The following is a 16,775-nucleotide window of genomic DNA, read 5'->3' on the forward strand; positions in this document are numbered from 1 at the left end:
TTAGCTTCCGAGGAGCAGTAGGTTTGTGCGGTGGCAGTTGGAACTGCTGGTGTTGCCGTGATCGTTACCGCTACCGAAGTCCTGGCGCTCTCACAGCCGTTTGCTGTCTGGCTCGCATAATAGGTGCCGGTAACCAGCGTCTCAGTCCCGGCATATAAAGTTCCGCCCGTGGCAGCAGAATACCATTTAACCGCAGTGCCTGAGGCGGCTAAATCGCTTACCTTTTTGGCTTCCGAGGAGCAGAATATCTGTGATGTTGCTGTCGGTGCTGAAGGGATCGGGGTGAAAGCAACAGTTACACTTTCTGTAAATTCACACCCGCTTCCAGTAGTAATCTTTAAAGAATATACACCTGCATTAACAACTAGAGCATTTGGAATACTTGGAGATTTTAAAGACGACGTAAATCCATTTGGACCAGTCCAAGCATATGTAGATGCTCCATCAACTCCATTTAACGATAATGTACTACCCTGGCAAACTGGAGTTGTTACTGATGTAATAATTGACTGCGAGATATTAACCCAGTGATCTTCAACTTCACCATCAATAGCAAGTCCTGTTGGAGCAAGTGCCAAATCAGTAGATAATCTAATACGAGTATAAAAATTTGTTCCATTATTTAAACCCTTAATCGATGATAATGGAACTACTACATTACCATTAGTTCCTACAGGCACAGTTTTTGTCGCTAACTCATTATTGTCAAATACACCATTCCTATTTGCATCAATCCAAACATACAATTTAGCTGCTGTGCTGGTTGTATTTTTAATATTAATTGTGGCTGAACAAGTTGACCAGGTAAAATTCATACTAGCATCTTCATCATCATTACCACTAATTTGGGTTTGTTCCTGAAACCGCATTATTACCCGCATCCTCTGTATCTACATCAATTAATAGTAATGGATCTACTAATGTAGCTTTGTCAGTATCTAAAATATTGGTTGTCGTGCTTAAATCTTTATTTCCATCGGCAAAATTTCCTCCTGTAAAGGTTGAATTAACAATATGGTAAGCTGAGCCATAAGAAACTGGCGCATCAGAAAAATCTAATTCTTCAAAAACACCAACTGCAACATGCTGTCCGCCAAGGGCGGCTAATTCTACATCAATAAAAGGCACATCTTCCGCAAGTAAAAGGGCATCACCCCTACTTTCACCACTGCCAGGATTGGTAGCTCTGACAGTTCTTCCAGAATTAGACACAATTAATCGGGTAAGCATATTTGTCCAAATATTATTTCTAATATACTTGTCCAAATAACGCAACACTGGTGAAGCAACTGGTACTGACAATTGATAATACTCCGCAGGACCTGACATACTTTCTGAACCTGCAATAGCTAATCCGGCAGCATTAATCACAGTTCCTGATGGCAATGTTGCTGTAACTGTAATTCTAAAATTCACCTTGTTACCAGACCCTGCTCCTCCTTGCATATTTGAAAGGCCAATAACTTTTGTGCTATTAGAACTAAAATCACCATAGCCAAATGGCATATTGTTTCCAGCATAACTATCATTATTTGCACCTGAAAAAGTACCCGGTGTAACTGTCTGGACAATATTCGAAATAGTAGCTCTATACACTATTCCAGAAGGGCTTGTAAAAGTTCTTACTGTACCGTTTGTAATAAGGTCTCCGGGTAATGAATTATTATTTAAATCCCAATTAATCCAAAAAATCTTACCCTTATATAAACCTGTGCCAGTTGTAGCCTTTGAAGCAGATTGTGCCAATGCTACGGCATGTATCATAAATAAAGTAAGAAACAATAAGTACTTAATAAAGTATTTTTTTTTCATAAATTAACTTTTTTGATTCATATAGCTGTTACGCCAATTCACTAATTTGATATTGTATAACTTATAATTGATTTTATAATTAACCATTAATCTAATAAACAGTTAAGAGTCTTTGAAGCTGATGAAGCTCCTGATTTAATTTTATTAATAATATGATTACTATGAGATACCCGGACTTAATTTTATCTGCAAACCAGTATTTGTTTTGGGTAAAAATCAATATAATAACATATCTTAAACATAATTTATTTTTAGCGTTTTTCTTACTAAAACATTGTAGAAATTGTCAATTCATCAACTATTTTTCTATTTTATATTAATAATCTTATAAATATTAAATTTTTAACATTTAAGTAAAAACCATTTGAGCGAAAATAACAGTAATATTTTTCTAAAGATTACGGACTTTTTTAATAAAAATTACGGACTTATATTCTGCAAGCTGATTCTGATAATTCAATCAAAATAAAATGTAATCTCAAAATTTGTAATTTTCAAATAACAAATTTCATGTGAACAATTATCTAGAAGTTAAACCTGACAAATTGAAATTAAAAAATTTTGTTTTGAAGGAAAATATTTGAATTTTGTTTGTTGAGGAGCTACAAACATTTGAAGCAGAACCATATAAAAAGATCTTAAAGAAGTTAATTCAGATCATATAACATTTGAATAGGAAAAAAGTAAAATGTGAGGTAATTTAAAAGTTTTAAAAGTGTAATTTATTCTCGAAACAAATTAAAAAAGAGATTTACTCGGCTAAAACAAATTTGTCCTTTAACAACAATGTATTTAGTTTCAAATTCCAAGATGAATAGTTTTGTTTTTTTACTATTTATCCAATTAATGCTTGAATAAATCTGAATTTACAACAATCCTATTCTTTCTGCTTTAGTAATTAGATCCTTATCACTACCTTTTCCCTCTAGCAGCTGATCTTTTATGTTTGCTTTTCTTTTTTCTATAGCACTCATAGAAAGAGGAATGTAGCTTGTAAGATTAATGGTTTTAACTCCTTGGGAAAGTAATACTAATATATCGTTATCATAAATATCCCAATTTATGTTTTTTTTAAATAATTCTCTTTGGGATTCTATGACTGTCTTACTTTGATATATATTCCCACTGATAATTTTTTTGAAAATAGAAGGGAATGACTCAGAGGTTATTTCATCTTTAGAAAAGAGTCCTTCAGGCTTAATTTTTTTTATGATTCGATCTACGGTTAAGGGCTCACTTTCCATTGTAATAATTATTATTTTACAATCTGTAAACTTTTCTCTAATTAGCAGGGCTAAATCTACACCATTATTAATATTGAAATCTTTATAAGGAGGAAGGCTGGTATCTAATAAAGCTAAATTAATATTTACTTGTAGTTTTAGACTTAAAAATATTTGGTTGTAAGCATCTTGACAATTATGGCTTTTAATAAAATTAGGTTTGTTTTGCTGAAAATCAGTTTTTGACAATAGATTAATATACCCGTCTACAATTATTGGAAGATTATCTACAATCATAATTTCATAATTCATACTTTATAAAGTGCTTATCGTTAATAATAAAAAAATGCAATAATTCTCAAAATAGTTCTCACAGCTTAATGGTAAAGCGTTGTGGAATATTTAAATTAATTAAAGCTTATTGCATAAAATTGTTTACATACTAGGCTGTATGCTTTCTTTGTCAGAATTATAAAGGGAAGCCTTATGGGAAAATATGCATTATTGAATTTACAAGTCGTAATAAAAACGTCAGGGTTTGAATCTGAAAAAGGGTAAATAAAAAATGTAGCAAATTGTAAAGTTCTCTCATAAACTATTATTTTTGAAGTACAATATTGGATTTTTGTACAATAAAAGTATAGTTTAAATTTTCACAGTTTGATCTTAAAAAGATATAGCAAGAAGAATAACAAATTTTTTGAATATCAAAAAAAATACATAAAAATCTAATTTACAAAGCTTTAAAAAAATCGAATAGAATTTATCAAAAATAACAGAAGTAATTATTTGACAAATGTCAAACTTTACTTTTAAAAGAAATCACGAATCTACTTACAAATAAAATAAAGGTCTACAAATTGATAGTTTAAAAAAGAGAATATGCCAAAAAACATATTGGGATATTTTATAAGATATCAATTAAAAAACAGAAGTAAATGATAATTTAAAAAAAAGAAGGATTTGATTATTTAATTATCAAATCCTTCTTTTTTTCAGATGTGTTACGAATCTGACTACGAACACGGCTTAAGGTTTCAAGATTAATTCCCAAAAAAGAGGCTATATATTTTAAAGGGATTCGATTAGAAAGGTGTTTGTAAGTTTTTAGAAAATACTCGTACTTGATTTCGGCCTTGCTTAATCGTCCCATTAAAGCCCTGATTTCTGCCTGGGCATAATGTATTTCGTAAAAGCGTCGCGCAGTTATATTAAATTCAGGTTCAAGATCATACAAATTTTGCAAGTCAGAATGTTTCATTCCCAAAAGCTCCGAATCTTCAATTGCTTCCATATTTTCTTCACTTGGTATTTGGAATATAAAACTATGGATTGAGGCCACTAACTCATTCTCTACCGTAATCCATGTGGTAACTTCCCTGTTACAATCTCTTACATAACCCCGAATTGCGCCTTTATTTACAAAATAAATCATATCACAAATCTCACCTGATTTATGCAATTTTTTACCCTTTCTTAACTTTATAGGGTAGGTATTTTCGATAAGAAATTTTTGAGAACCTTCACTTATAGGATAAACGCTATTGAAAACATATAGAAGTGTTGCCGCCTGTTCAGGAGTACTATGACATGATTGGGGATTCAAATGATTCATAATCCGATTGAAATGCTTGTTTGTTTTGGTGTTTTTATGGGACAAATATATAATTGTTACTTATAAAAAAAATCTAAAAATAGAAATTAAAATAAATAAAATTAACCAGTACCATTCCATCGCCTCTGTTTATTATAAATACTGTTTTTTAGGTTCTGAATCTACAAAAAAGCAGATAAAGGTTAAGTCTATTTTATAATTATTAAATGATGTGTAAGCAACTTGAATTTATAACAGTCCCATTTTTTTAGCTTTACTAACCAGGTCATTATCACTGCCTTTTCCCTCTAAAAGCTGATCTTTTATGTTAGCTTTTCTTTTTTCTATAGCACTCATCGAAAGAGGAATGTAGGCTGGCAGATTAGTAGTTTTTACTCCACGGGAAATTAAGATCAATATCTCATTATCATAAACATCCCAATTTATATTTTTTTTAAACAACTCTTTTTGCGACTCAATGATTGTTTTACTTTGGTATATATTTCCATCGATAATTTTTTTAAAAATAAATGGAAATGATTCAGATGTTATATCATTTTTACAAAAGAATGCTTCAGGTTTAATTTTTTTTATAATTCTGTCCACTGTTAAGAGTTCATTCTGGAGTGTAATAATAATTATTTTACAATCTGCAAACTTTTCTCTGATAAGTAAAGCCAAATCAACACCATCATTAATATTAAACTCTTTATAAGAAGGAAGGCTAGTATCTAATAAAACTACATTAATGTTTACTTGGATCTTTATATTTAAAAAAATTTTGTTGTAGGCATCTTCAAAATTATAACTCTTTATAAAATTTGGTTTTCTTTGAAAGTTAGTTGCTGATATTAGGTTAATATAGCCATCTACAATTATTGGTAAATCATCCACAATCAAAATTTCATAATTCATATTGTTATAAGGAGTTACAAATTAAAAAAATGAAATATTTACAAACAATTTACTGATATTCAGCCAGTAATAAATGCAAAGTAATAATAATTAATTATTCTTAAAAGGGACAAATTCGAAAAAATAGCGGGACAAATTCGAAATCACTTTTTTTTCAAAAATAATAATTGTTTATTCCTGGTCATTTTAACCATGGAATAATTACTAATTGGCGTCCTTATTTTCGTAACAAATTATGCGTATTATAGAATTGGGAATTTTTAATCCCTTACCAAAAACTGAAGAAAAATATAATTTTAAACTTAAAATAAATAAAGATTCATGCAACAGGTATTTCAAAAAAACATGAGACAACATCAATTTTAATAAAAGAATTAGGGGAAAGTAATTAAGTTTGTAAAATTTCCTGATAGAAATAATAAACCCATCTGCAACCAAAAGCAGACAGGTTTATTGGCAATTAAAAAAAACTAACTAATTCTCATCTTATATTAACGGTAACTTCAACAGGTTTTAACCATTGACTAGTAAAAGTAACTTTGATGGGCTCTGTAGAATCTCCGTTTGCCTGAACATACGCCGCAATATGACCGTGATACACTCTTTGAACATTGTCTGTGTAATCTGTCATGTCGCTGTTATTTCCGGCTTCAAGTCCTAACAAAGTTCCGGGACCGCTGATTGTGCAGGTTACTTCGTTATCCGATAGCATTACCGGCAATCCTTTTTGGTCTTTTATCTGAACCAAAATTTTAGCTACACCTTTGTCTTTGGCAATTGTAATATTGGTATCAGCAGTCGTTAATTCAACAGGTTGTTGAGTTGTGTTAATGTCGTATCTGCTAACTTCTTTATCTTCCTTGCTTAAACCAATTACTTCTAATTTTCCTGAAGCAAAAGGAATATCCCAATACATAATTCCGGTTTTCTCATCGTATGATTTTGTATCGCCTACTACTTTTCCGTTTAATTCCAATCGTGCTTTTGCAGCATTGGTATAACAGACTACACGGATTTTTTGTCCTTGTGTATAATTCCAGATTGCCCAGGCATCTTTCGAAATGTCTTTTTCATTTTTTAAAGGATAAGTTCCAATGTAAGCCATTGGTTTATCCGACCATAATGACTGACGGAAATATCCTCTTGGCTTGATTATTCCTGCAAAATCAACCAAACCTGAGTAAAATCCTCTCGAAGGCCATCTTCCTGATTCTCCTAAATAATCAATTCCTGTCCATAAAAACTGTCCGAAAATATGCTTGTTGTTTTTTACTGCCAGCCAGGGTTCCATATCGTGAACATTTTCACTTCCAAAAATCACTCTGTTTGGATATTTCTCGTGATCTGATTTATACTTACTTTCTGTATAATTGTACCCAGTAATGTCTAAAGCACCTGGATATTCTGTTTCGTTAGACATTGCAACCCCTGCTAAACCTGCCGTTGTTGGGCGGGATTTATCGTATTTTTTTACTGCCGTAACCAAACGTTTTGCAATTGCTCCCAAACGCATAGCATCCGGAGCGTCTTTTTTGTAACCTCCATAATTCGCTTGTCCAAAACCATCTTTTCCTTTGTCCAAAACCTGATGTGAATACGGATCGTTTGGATAATCTACTTCGTTACCAATACTCCAGCCAAAAACCGAAAGATGGTTTCTGTCACGACGCACAAAATCTTCAAGGTCTTTTTCGGCATAGTCGGCAAAAATATCAAACGTCCCTTGAAATCCGGGAGTTCCATAATTCCAGCCTTCCAGCCATTTGCGTTTCGGGAATTCCCATTCGTCGTACGCTTCATTAAGTACCAATATTCCTAACTCATCACAAAGTTCATAAAAATCAGGTGCCTGTGGATTATGACTCGTACGAATAGCGTTTACACCAATTTCTTTCAATGTTTTCAATCTGGTTTCCCAAACTTCACGAGGCACTGCAGAACCTAAAACTCCTGCATCGTGATGTAAACAAACCCCTTTCATTTTCATCCATTTTCCGTTAAGGGCAAAACCATTATTCGGATCGAAAGTAAAATCCCTGAAACCCGTTTTCGTAACTGTTTGATCTATTTGCTTTCCATCTTTCAATACAGTTGTTTTAAGCTGATATAAATTTGGATGCTCTAAATCCCATAGCTGAGGATTTTTTACATTCATCTTTACAGAAACCTTTCCATTTTGCTTGGCTGCAACGTCAACTTTAGAAGAAGCTTTTGCAACGGATTTTCCGTCTTTCGAAATCAATTCGTTAACCACTGTAAGAGTTGATTTTAATGCAGAACCGTTTTCTACTTCAACCTCAACATTCAAAGTTCCGGTTCCTTTACTAACTTCGGGATATGCATAAACACCCCATTGCGCAATATGAACCGGGTTTGCATATACTAACCAGACGTTTCTGTAAATTCCTGAACCTGTGTACCACCTCGAATCGGCACTCTGACTGTGATCAACACGAACTGAAATCGTATTTTCTCCTCCATATTTTACAAATTGACTCGCATCATAAGCGAAAGAAATATATCCGTTTGGACGTTTTCCTAAAGAATGTCCGTTGATGAATACCTCGCTTCGGTTGTAAACGCCTTCAAAATACAAATACACTTTTTCGCCGGCTTTGTTTTGCGGAATATTGATTGACTTTCGATACCAGCCAATTCCTCCTGGCAAATAACCCGTGCAGCTCGCTAATGTTGGACTCAACTGCCCTTTTACACTCCAGTCATGAGGCACATTTATCTTTTGCCATTTACTGTCGTCAAAAGCTGTGTTTTTTGCATCCGGAGTTTCCTGAAGATTGAATTTCCAGTTGTCATTAATTTTTTTAGACTCTCCAAACGAAATCTGGCTGAAAGCCGAGACACATGAAAAGAGAAATACAGGCAATAAGATCTTTTTTGTAAACACTTTAATTAATTTTTATTATTATGAATCTATTTTTGTTTCAAATTTAAGGTTACTGCAACTTATATTACAACTGTAAAGTATTGCTTTTTTAGTTTTGACAATACTCTAAAATCTCAAACAGTATTTTTTTATTCTTTTTATGAATACATTATTTATAAATCCCAACATAAGTCACAACTGCTCTTGACGGAATTTCTAAATTCGCAGCATCAACTGCGGTTCCTTTTTTCAGACTCAATGTTTCTGAAGTTATATAAGGTATTAGTTTATTATCTGCCAAAGCACCTCCTGCAAGGTTAAATTTGTATGTTTTTGCCGATTTACTAATATTTACTGCAACAATTACGAGTTTTTTAGCAGCAACATCTTTGTAAGCCGTTACCATAACATCATTTACTGCTTTAGCGTTATCTATACTCGGAATTTGAACTCTTATCATTCCCGGTTTTACAAAGAAAGAAAAATTTCCTAAAGCCCAAAGTGTTTTGGAATCCCTTATAAATCCGTCATTTTTACAATAGTTTGCATCACCTGCGCCATTACTTGAGCCATTATCAACGTGAATTAATCCGTCTTTGTAATCACCACGGCTAATCGCTGTCCACCACTGCCATGAAGTCACGCCTCCAACCGCTATATCTGTACTGATGATACGGGCTGTCCAAAGTGCCAATGAAATTCCTAAATCTCTTCCAGGACCTGCTCCACCCTGAAGTTCTGCTGTTCCCGGACTTTCCAAAACACAATATTCTGTAGACCAAAGGCTTAATCCTCCAATAGACTGCGCTCTTACAGCAGCTAATTCTCTTGAATTTACCAACTCTCTTAAAGGCCACGCCTGCCAGTAACTGTGCGCCGAAATGGTTTTCTTCACATTGCTTAAACCTCCAATATTTTTGGTAGAATTAACTCCAAAGAAATAATCAATCTGGTTCGATCTGTTTTCTTTTCCTGCAATAGTTTGGTATAAAGGTTCATAAGATCCTCCTTCTCCCACTACAATCTGAGAGCTCAGTCCTTTTGATTGTAATTTTGATGATAAAACATTCACGAAACTGTAGATATTACCATTAGTCGCCGGAGAACCTTCCTGGCCTGAACCATCCCATTCGTATTGGGGTTCATTAAACGGACTCACATAATCGATTGTTAAACCATGTTCTGTTTTTAATTTATCCAATGAAGTCGCCCAGAAATCAGCCAGTTCCGGCATTTTTCCTTCTTTAAGATTGTAATATTCTTTTATAAATGCATGTGCTTTACCATTTTGAGTTAAATAAACTGGTGCGCTATTTGTAAAAGCTAATAATTTTTCGGTACCACGCTCTTTAGCTGCTTTCATAAACCAAATCTGACCAGCTTGTTTACTCATATCATAACTAACTCCGTCTGTAGTAAAACATTCCGTACGTCTCCATTCATCAGTAATATCACTTGCATCGCCTTGTTCTGCGCTACCTGCTCCCAAATTAAAACGCCATAAAGACAAACCGATTCCTTTTGGATTTCCCTCTGCATCAAAATCTCTGCTGAAAAGCAAGTCGGCCATTTTATTTTTTTTATCTGAAGGCCAGTTTTTTCCAATAAAGTTACATTGCCAGGCATCTGATGCTCCAAAGCTTTCCATTGTCTGAAGATTTGCATCCAGATTTACATTCAGTTCAGTTGTAGTCGATTCTGAATTTGAATTGTCATTTTTTTCAGAATCACAGCTTACGAATAAAGAACTTGCGAAAAGCAAGCCTGCACATAGCAGACTTACTTTATTATTGTTATAAAATCTCATCTTAATAATTGGGGTTTTGGGTAATTACATTATTACTTAAATCTCTTTCTAACTGAGGTATTGGCCAAAGCAAATGTTTAGAAGGGTCAAAATTGATTCCCTTGTCTTGTGATTCTCTTGTATTTGTTGTTTCATAAGGATCAGTAGAATTCAGATTGTATTGAACAAAAGTTCCGTTTGGTCCCATTAAAGTTTCAATTACCCTTTTTCCTGAAGTAGGGTCTTTTTCACGACGAATGTCAAACAAACGCAATCCTTCAAAAGCCAATTCAAGACGACGCTCTTTGTAAATTTGTTTTAAAAGAGTCGGACCTGAAATTCCGGTTTTAGGTTCTAAATCAACACGATCTCTGATAATGTTGATATCTGCCAAAGCATCTCCGCTGGTGTGATAACTTGCTTCTGCTCTTGTCAGATACATTTCTGCCAGACGAATTAATGGAATATTCAATGGCAAGTGTCCGTCTTTTTTATCCAAAGTACGACGCGTTGCAATCGGAATATAATATTTACGGCAAATACGCCCTGATTTATTATCATTTAAACTGAATTTATGTGTTGGATTCAGAACCTCATCACCATAAGCTGCTTCTCCCCATTTTGTAATGGTGCTTCTGCGGCGAATTTCGTCATTTTCAGAAAGATAGGCATTTTCCAAATCGCTGGTTGGCATACACCATCCCCATCCGTCAAGAACATCCTGAGCATCATTACTTGGGAAATTTTTCTTGTCTTCTCCCCTTGCTCCTGACAAAGTTGGCAATGCAGACCCTAAACTTTCATTTTGTATTGATGAAGACTGAGCTTCCAAAATAGATTCTTTACCGTTATGATTGTTTACATTCCAAATGTTAAGGAAATTTTCTTCCAGTGAATAAGGACCTTCTGTAATTACCTTATTGGAATATTGTTTTGCTTCAGCCCATTTTTCCTGAAATAAAGATACACGAGCCAACAAAGCATAAGCAGCCCATTTGTTTATTCTACCATTTCTGGCTACCGGAATATTTTCCAGTTTTGCTGCAGATTCTTTAAGATCGGCTTCAATTTGTGCATATACCTCAGTTGCAGGACTACGCTGTAATTTTAAATCACCTGTTCCCAAAGATTTTGTATATAATGGGACATCTCCAAAAAGATTTACCAATTCATAATAGCAATACGCACGAACGAACAATGATTCTCCCATGTACTGATTTTTCTGGGAATCAGTAATTGGTGATTCCGCCATTTTTTCCAAACCAATATTTGCCGATTGAATCGTATAATAATGTGCTGTGTAAATACTGTTCATATCCCCCATGTTATCCGGAGTAACGATATATTGCGAACAAGGCCTGTGAGCAGAATTGTCCTGACCGGTATTTCCCATCCAGGCATCATCTGTAGCCATTTCATTTGTAACCCTTGGCGCCACCAAATCATACCAATTCTTAGCAAGTAATAATCTTTGCGTTAATTCATTGGTATAATTTTCACACTCCTGCGCTGTTTGAAAGTAGTTTTCTAATGTTTGAGTTCCTCTTTCTTCTTTTTCAATAAAATCATCACAGGAAACTGCAAATAAAGAAAGAGCTATTATTGATACTATTATTTTTTTCATGTCTTTTATTATTAAAATGCTACATTAAGCCCCATCAAAATGGTTGGCTGAACCGGATAGTTCCATCCTCCAAAACCTGATCCTTTAACTCTGTCATCTAGTTTAGGATCGCCTCCAGCTACTTCTGGATCAACTCCTGAGTACTTTGTCCATGTCCATAAATTCTGACCTGACAATGACAATCTTAATTTGTCTAAACCAAATTTATTGTAGAATGAAAATCCAACCTGAAGGTTTTTCATACGCACAAACGAACCATCTTCTACATAAAATGAAGAGAACTTAGAATAGTTTTCGTTGTTGTCATCTTTAGACAAACGAGGGACATAATTTGAAGTTCCTTCTCCGTGCCATGCCATTTGATCTAATCCGCTTACTTTGTTTGTTAAACTTGCGCCATTATACAAATCTTTCACATTTTCGTTAACAATATCATTTCCAATGCTTGAATAAAAATTAGCCACCAAATCAAATTGTTTGTAAGCAAAATTAAAATTCAGACCCACATTATAATCTGCCCACGGAGAACCGATTTTTGTCCTGTCTTTATCGTCTAATTTGCCATCACCATTTATATCCTTAAAACGGATATCACCTGCTTTTGCATACGGCTGTAATTTGGTTCCGTGTTCATCAGTGTGGGAATTTAGTTCGGTTTGATTTTGAAACAAGCCATCTGCTACATATCCGTAAAAATAACCCGGCACTTCGCCTTTTACAGTCAGGGTTCTGTTTCCTGCCCCGTAAAGTCTTTCTCCTTCAGATGATAATGACATCATTTCAACGTTTACTGTAGTAAAAGTCAGGTCTACACCATAAGAGAAATCGCCTTTTTTATCTTTATAAGAAAGTAATAAATCAATACCATTGGACTGCATGGAACCTATGTTTGTCCAAATTGTAGAATAACCCGGAAAACCGCTGTATGTTGGAAACTGTTTCTTGAATAACATATCATTTGTTTTCTTTTGGTAGTATTCTAATGAACCTGAAAGTTTATTATTCCATAATCCAAAATCAAGTCCAAAACTGATATCTTCCACTGTTTCCCATTTAATATCTTTATTGGCCATCGTATCAGGATAGGTTGAATCTACAATATTATCTCCGATAACATAAAAACCCTGCTTAATTTTCGACTGATAAACTGCATCTGGCAAACCCTGATTTCCTACTCTACCCCATCCTGCCCTGAATCTAAGATCATTTACTACCTCTTTGGTGTTCTCCATAAAACCTTCATTTGAAATTCTCCAGGATACGGAAGCAGAAGGGAAATTCGCCCATTTGTTATTTGCCATAAATTTAGAGGAACCGTCACGTCTGAAAGTACCTGTAAAATAATATTTGCCATCGTAATTATATGAAAAACGGGACAGATAAGACATCACAGAACTTGACCAGCTGTTCCCTTCGCTATCACGGTTTTTAGTTGCTGCATTTACTTCTCTCATAGAATCTGAGTTGTTAGGCACACCCTCGCCGTAACCCCAAACATCATTGCCATTATATTCTTCCATAGTACTACCAATCATCAGGGAAGCATTGTGTTTCTCTGCAAATGATTTGGAATACGTTGCAATAGTCTGCCATGTCCAGTCATTATTTGTAGTCGCTCTTCTTTCAACGCTGTTAATTTCAGCTTTTTCATGAGCAGCATCTATGATAAAATCCGGTTTGAATATGCTTTGTACTTTATTGCCTACTTCAATAGAAGCCTGCGTACGAAATACCAAACCTTTGACAGGCGTATATTGCAAATAACCATTGGTATTTAAGTTGTACTGGTCTGTATAATCATCGTATCTTTTTACAGCAGCAACAGGATTCCACACATATGAAGGGGAACGTGCATAAATACTGTATTCATTTTCTAAACCGGTTAATTGATCTGCCGGTTTGTAAATTGGTGTAATTGGATCGATTTTATCAAAATCAGCCCAGTTTCCAGGATTTCCCCAACTTTCATAACGCGGGTTCAAAGTAACTCCTGCTGAGAATTTATCTGAGAATTTAAATTCATTTGCTATTCTCATTGTAATTCTTTCCCAGCCTCCTATTCCATACATAGATTCTGAGTCATAATAATTCAGACTGACAGAATAGGTATGTTTATCTGAACCTCCGGAAACGCCTAAAGAAGCATTTGTTACAGGAGCGCCCTTTCTAATTCCGGCATCCCACCAATTAGTAGTTTTTCCTCTGTATTGAGAGGGATTTGACAAATAATCTGCATAACCCGAATTATTATATGCCGTGTTCATAATAGTAGCATAGCTTTCAGCATTTGCCATATCATACGGATTTTCCATGATTTGGAAACCGGAACTCAAATCAAAAGTGAATCTTGTTTTTCCTGCTTTTCCTTTTTTTGTTGTAATCAGGATAACTCCATTAGATGCACGTGAACCGTAAATAGCACTTGCAGAAGCATCTTTTAATACTTCCATCGATTCAATTTCGTTATTGCTTAAAAAGTTAATACTGGTTCCCATCGGAATACCATCCACCACATAAAGCGGATCTGTACTAAGGTTTATTGTAGAAATACCACGAATCAAAACCCTCGGCTGTGCGCCAGGACCACCTTGCCCTGTAACCTGAACTCCCGCTACTTTCCCCTGCAAAGATTCAGTAACATTACCAACGGTCATAGTTTGAAGTTCTTTTCCTTTTACTGAAGAAATAGAACTGGTTACATCGCTCTTTTTAACAGAAGCATAACCTACAACCACAATTTCATCCAAACTCTGGCTGGATTCTTCCATGATTACGTCGATAGTAGTTTGATCTGCGGCATCAACTAATTTAGTTGTAAAACCAATGAAAGAAAATTCGATCTGAGCAGTTTTATTAGGAACAGAAATCGAAAACTTTCCATCAAAATCAGATGCTGTTGAATTAGAAGTTCCTTTAACAATTACATTAACTCCCGGAATTGGCACATTACCTTTATCCTTCACAGTCCCTTTGATTGTTATTTGCCCAAATGATGCAGCACTGCATAATAAGGCAATAAAAAACCATATATATTTAAATTTCATATTTAGCTATTTTATTTATTAATGTTATAACAAAGACTATAACAAACTATTTTTTTGTTATAAAAACCCTTTCTAACTCGGTATCAAGAATTACTTTATAAACTCCCGGAGCAGCCGGATATTTAGCATTACCGTTTTCTCCCGGTGACATTGTAGCAATACCATTTTTGATTAATCTCCATGACGGGCTCCACCATTGACCTGTAAAAGTCGCTTCCATAGTTCCTGTCAAGGTGTATTCACCCACTAATTGATATGGATTGTTTGGATTATTTGCCAAATGCAGCCCAGTTTGTACCCAGGCATCCCAGGTATCCCATGTTGCTCCCTGGATTCCGCCACCGCAAACACTCACGAAAGGTTTTCTTTGTGCTTCTGCATCATGCCATAGTCCGTTGGCAATATCTGCCCAAACTTTGCTTGAAGGTGTGTATTTAACAGCAGTATATTTTAATGTGTTTGGATTTACTTTTATAACGTAATATCCTTTTACAGGCAGGATAATTGGGGTTGAAGTAACATCATCTGCTAATTCTCTTGAAGAATTTAATCCAAAACAATGTGGGGCAAAGTCTGATTCCTGTCCTAAGAAATAAATTTCTTTATTGTCCTTATCAGCATAGTACTTAAATTCAAAATCCTGTCCTGCTTTCTCATGAAAGTACATCGGAACCCCCACTGCATCAGTTGTCAGGTTGGTTCCTTTTGGCTGATCACATAAATAAAGGGCCGGATACTCATTGGTCGCCACAATATTAATGTTTAAACTACCTGTATTTGGAATTGCAAATTTATCTTTTGCTGTAATCGTTAAAACATAGTTATTAGCCGTAACAGGTAATGTATAAGTCTTATTGAATGTGTAGGATTGCGGTGATCCTGATAATTGAATCGTTTCATTGATACCAAGAGCTTCACATTTAATTTGAATATTATCAATACCTGAATCATCATTTACAACAAAATTCACAGGCATCAAATTACTGGTTGACAATAAAATAACAGCCCCTTCTTTTGGAGTAATCATACTTATTGCCGGAGCAGCAAATTCTCCGTCCAGGCGAAGATTAATATCCTCATCAGTTGAATTTCCCGAAACATCTTTTATGGTCAATTTAATTTTGAAAGCTTCAGACGTTCCTCTGTCGGCAGGAACTTCAAAAAAATAACTTAAGTCATATGTTTTCAATAAAGGATCTGTTTGAAAAGTAATCACTTTATCAAGTGATAATTCAGGAATTTGAATTTGTACACTTTTTAATCCCAGGTCATCAGCCATAGCGGCTTTAATTTCAAATTTTCTGGTTGGTGCACCATAAATTTCTTTCGTAGCAATAACTACTGTAGGATTGTCAGAACTAGGAAAATCTGACTCGTTATTTTGGCATCCGGTAAAAAGGACAGCAAAAAGGGCAAGAAAAAATAAAAATACATTTTTTTTCATTTCTTTTGGTTTAAGGTTAGGTTGTTAGTTTGGTTTGTTTTTCTAAATAAATGTTTTAGAAAAACGGGGATCGAAGTTTGTACAATTTTAATTATAAGACAAAAAAAAACGGCACTGCAAATCAATCATTCTCATTGATTAAAAGTTAAAACTTATCATAAAAATTACACTTATAACAAAACATATCAATAAATTAAAATGTCACTATTATTTAGCAAAGAAATATTTAATTCAGAATTTTAATGAGGGGTAAATTGGAAAAAAAAGAAGGTCAAAATTGAAAACAACCATATTATTCGTTTAAAATTATCAAGTACAAAAAAAATAATAGATATTTTTAAAAAATTCGCAATTAATGAATTACCTTCAATTTACAGAGAAATTTAATACTTTTTCAGGTTTTAATGCTTTTACTTAAAAAAATGCAAAATGATATGTATAAAATAAAA

General features: G+C 34.3%; 10 protein-coding genes. All 10 read right to left on the reverse strand.

Translation table 11 applies throughout. From position 1 onward, the window contains the following. On the reverse strand, window positions 1-869 hold an 869-nt coding region (locus ABI657_RS12415; protein WP_348097584.1), incomplete at its 3' end, for a GEVED domain-containing protein. After that, window positions 841-1,812, reverse strand: a complete 972-nt coding sequence (locus tag ABI657_RS12420) for a hypothetical protein (RefSeq protein ID WP_348097585.1) — start codon at window positions 1,810-1,812, stop codon at window positions 841-843. The genes ABI657_RS12415 and ABI657_RS12420, both read right to left, overlap by 29 nt. An 866-nt stretch (window positions 1,813-2,678) precedes the next feature. Further along, entirely contained in the window at window positions 2,679-3,347 is a 669-nt protein-coding gene (locus tag ABI657_RS12425; protein ID WP_348097586.1) for a response regulator, read from the reverse strand. 655 nt (window positions 3,348-4,002) lie between these two features. After that, on the reverse strand, window positions 4,003-4,650 hold the full coding sequence (locus ABI657_RS12430) for a Crp/Fnr family transcriptional regulator (protein ID WP_348097587.1): 648 nt from the start codon (window positions 4,648-4,650) through the stop codon (window positions 4,003-4,005). 228 nt (window positions 4,651-4,878) lie between these two features. After that, on the reverse strand, window positions 4,879-5,544 hold the full coding sequence (locus ABI657_RS12435; RefSeq protein WP_348097588.1) for a response regulator: 666 nt from the start codon (window positions 5,542-5,544) through the stop codon (window positions 4,879-4,881). A gap of 481 nt (window positions 5,545-6,025) precedes the next feature. Further along, window positions 6,026-8,449 (reverse strand): sugar-binding domain-containing protein, encoded by a 2,424-nt coding sequence (locus ABI657_RS12440; RefSeq protein WP_348097589.1) that lies wholly within the window; start codon window positions 8,447-8,449, stop codon window positions 6,026-6,028. Between the two features lie 148 nt (window positions 8,450-8,597). Beyond that, window positions 8,598-10,235 carry a glycoside hydrolase gene (locus ABI657_RS12445; protein ID WP_348097590.1) on the reverse strand — a complete coding sequence of 546 codons (1,638 nt, stop codon included), beginning with the start codon at window positions 10,233-10,235 and terminating at the stop codon, window positions 8,598-8,600. 1 nt (window position 10,236) lies between these two features. Beyond that, window positions 10,237-11,838 carry a RagB/SusD family nutrient uptake outer membrane protein gene (locus ABI657_RS12450; RefSeq protein WP_348097591.1) on the reverse strand — a complete coding sequence of 534 codons (1,602 nt, stop codon included), beginning with the start codon at window positions 11,836-11,838 and terminating at the stop codon, window positions 10,237-10,239. Window positions 11,839-11,849: 11 nt separating this feature from the next. Beyond that, the gene (locus ABI657_RS12455) at window positions 11,850-14,882 is read right to left on the reverse strand and encodes a TonB-dependent receptor (RefSeq protein ID WP_348097592.1); all 3,033 of its coding nucleotides are present in this window, start codon (window positions 14,880-14,882) and stop codon (window positions 11,850-11,852) included. Between the two features lie 46 nt (window positions 14,883-14,928). After that, complete coding sequence (locus tag ABI657_RS12460; protein ID WP_348097593.1) at window positions 14,929-16,326, reverse strand: hypothetical protein; 1,398 nt, start codon at window positions 16,324-16,326, stop codon at window positions 14,929-14,931. Window positions 16,327-16,775: the final 449 nt, after the last annotated feature.

It is taken from the genome of Flavobacterium sp. (genome assembly GCF_039930565.1).
In the GTDB taxonomy this organism is placed as follows: Bacteria; Bacteroidota; Bacteroidia; order Flavobacteriales; family Flavobacteriaceae; genus Flavobacterium.

Excerpts from the sequence above, each read along its gene's own strand:
- ABI657_RS12420 (WP_348097585.1), bottom strand. The coding sequence starts at position 1,812 with ATGAAAAAAAAATACTTTATTAAGTACTTATTGTTTCTTACTTTATTT.
- ABI657_RS12425 (WP_348097586.1), bottom strand. The coding sequence starts at position 3,347 with ATGAATTATGAAATTATGATTGTAGATAATCTTCCAATAATTGTAGAC.
- ABI657_RS12430 (WP_348097587.1), bottom strand. The coding sequence starts at position 4,650 with ATGAATCATTTGAATCCCCAATCATGTCATAGTACTCCTGAACAGGCG.
- ABI657_RS12435 (WP_348097588.1), bottom strand. The coding sequence starts at position 5,544 with ATGAATTATGAAATTTTGATTGTGGATGATTTACCAATAATTGTAGAT.
- ABI657_RS12445 (WP_348097590.1), bottom strand. The coding sequence starts at position 10,235 with ATGAGATTTTATAACAATAATAAAGTAAGTCTGCTATGTGCAGGCTTG.
- ABI657_RS12450 (WP_348097591.1), bottom strand. The coding sequence starts at position 11,838 with ATGAAAAAAATAATAGTATCAATAATAGCTCTTTCTTTATTTGCAGTT.
- ABI657_RS12455 (WP_348097592.1), bottom strand. The coding sequence starts at position 14,882 with ATGAAATTTAAATATATATGGTTTTTTATTGCCTTATTATGCAGTGCT.
- ABI657_RS12460 (WP_348097593.1), bottom strand. The coding sequence starts at position 16,326 with ATGAAAAAAAATGTATTTTTATTTTTTCTTGCCCTTTTTGCTGTCCTT.